Annotated in this window: 1 pseudogene; it reads right to left on the reverse strand. The window is 34.9% G+C overall.

The window, feature by feature from the left end:
- Window positions 1–238: pseudogene (locus tag SB658_RS27275) on the reverse strand (aldehyde dehydrogenase family protein); the annotation flags it as partial.

Genomic DNA, 238 nt, shown 5'->3' on the forward strand with positions numbered 1-238 from the left:
CCTTTGATCCAAAGTGAGTGAGTGCTGTTCGAACCCGCTTCGGTTTACTCCACGATGAAATATGATTCAATTGAAAGGAAATTTCTTTTAATACATATCCAACTTCCGTTGTAAACGACTCATGAACTGACTTATTTAAATCTAATTTCAATGCCTGAAATATTTCTTCTTCAAAGCGCTGAATGCCTTCATAAAGCTTCTTCAAATTATTCTTTCTCACTTCTATACTTCTCGTATG

Source organism: Bacillus sp. SIMBA_008, from assembly GCF_046535495.1.
Classification (GTDB): Bacteria; Bacillota; Bacilli; order Bacillales; family Bacillaceae; genus Bacillus; species Bacillus subtilis.